At 47.8% G+C, this 1,919-nt stretch carries 1 protein-coding gene and 1 pseudogene; both read left to right on the top strand.

The genetic code is table 11. From position 1 onward, the window contains the following. On the top strand, nucleotides 1–565 hold a 565-nt coding region (locus Q4600_RS21070; protein ID WP_303518496.1), incomplete at its 5' end, for a hypothetical protein. Beyond that, nucleotides 538–1,919, top strand: a pseudogene (locus tag Q4600_RS21065) (hypothetical protein); the annotation flags it as partial. The gene Q4600_RS21070 and the pseudogene Q4600_RS21065, both read left to right, overlap by 28 nt.

The following is a 1,919-nucleotide window of genomic DNA, read 5'->3' as shown; positions in this document are numbered from 1 at the left end:
GGAGACGGCGATGGAGACGGCGACGGAGACGGAGACGGAGATGGAGACGGAGATGGAGACGGAGATGGAGACGGCGATGGAGACGGCGACGGAGACGGAGATGGAGATGGAGATGGAGACGGCGATGGAGACGGCGACGGAGACGGAGACGGAGATGGAGACGGAGATGGAGACGGAGATGGAGACGGCGACGGAGACGGAGACGGAGATGGAGACGGCGATGGAGATGGAGACGGCGATGGAGACGGCGACGGAGACGGAGACGGAGATGGAGATGGAGACGGCGATGGAGACGGCGATGGAGATGGAGACGGCGATGGAGACGGCGATGGCGATGGAGATGGAGATGGAGATGGAGATGGAGACGGCGACGGAGATGGCGATGGAGACGGCGATGGAGATGGAGACGGCGATGGAGATGGAGACGGCGATGGAGATGGAGATGGAGATGGAGATGGAGACGGCGATGGAGACGGCGATGGAGACGGCGATGGAGACGGCGAACTGCCATCTCCACCTCCCCCCCCTGTACCACCAGTGCCTCGCAGAGATCCTCTGGCATTAGATCTCAATGGTGATGGGATAGTTGGTACGCTCGATAGTGATCAAGGTGTATTTTTTGATTTAGACAATAGTGGCTTTGCTGAGCAAACTAGTTGGGTTGCGCCTAGTGATGGTTTATTGGTCTTAGATAGAAACCAAAATGGCACTATTGATGGCGGTGCTGAGTTATTCGGCACAGAAACATTACTTGCTAACGGGGAGTATGCGTCTAACGGTTTCGAAGCTTTAGCTGATTTTGATGAAAACGGTGATGGTCAAATTACCGAAGAAGACAGCATTTTTGGTGAACTTAGAGTATGGCAAGATTTAGACAGTGACGGTGTTACAGATGAAGGGGAGCTTAAATCATTAGCTGAATTAAACATAACTTCTTTTAATCTTAATTATACCGAGAATGTCACGACCGATGAGAACAATGTTGAGCATCGTGAAGAAGGGCTATTTACGTATGGTGATGGTTCAACGGGGCTAACTAATACGCTTTGGTTTGATTCAGATCGAAGAAATACAGTGCCAGTCGATATTCATAACGGTGAAGGGGTTGAGGTTTCTGATGAAATAGCTGCACTACCTGATGCTATTGGCTTTGGCAATGTTTATTCACTTCATCATGCCATGTCACTTGATCAAACAGGAGAACTACAAGCCTTAGTTGAAGCTTTTGTAAAAGAAATAGATGTAGATGAGCGGTGGGGGTTAGTCAATCAAATTTTGGCGAAATGGACAGGTCAGGAAAATGTAAGTAGTGATAGCCGCGGAGAAGATATAAACGGGCAGGAATTAGCTGTTCTAGAAGTATTTTGGGGGCAGCCAGCGTTACAAGAAAATCCAACAGGACAATATGCTCAAACTGTTATTGATGTGTATCAGGGACTTGCATCGTCAATTTATACTCAGCTTATGGCTAATAGTCATGCAGATACATTATTTAATATGTTGTCTTTCTCTAAAGTCGATGGCAAGTGGGTTGGTGATTTTAGTGCTGTAAGTGAATATTTTGCCGAGCGTTTTCAAGAAGAAGGCGGCGCGGTAGGCCAAGAGTTGTCAGACTTTATTGATGTAGTGAAAGGTGTCAGCCCATATGACAGTGTAATGCAAGATGCCTTTGTTTCTGAATTAATTAATCAATCACAATTAATAGACTCTAGCTCCCGTTTTACAATGATGTCCGCGTTACCTGAAGGCCTTGTTGCATTAGGTAGTGATGGAAGTGACACCTTAACTAGTAACGGAGAATTTGCTTTACTTGGCGGTGCGGGCAACGACACATTATCGGGCGGTTTAGGTGATGACACGCTTGATGGTGGCGCGGGTGATGACTTATTGACGATTGGTAGTACGAGTTCAAGTGTGAG

It is taken from the genome of Shewanella sp. 2_MG-2023 (assembly GCF_030548905.1).
GTDB classification, from domain to species: Bacteria; Pseudomonadota; Gammaproteobacteria; order Enterobacterales; family Shewanellaceae; genus Shewanella; species Shewanella electrodiphila.
Note: the sequence above shows the minus strand (reverse complement) of the source record. Positions and strands in the feature narration are given on the sequence as shown.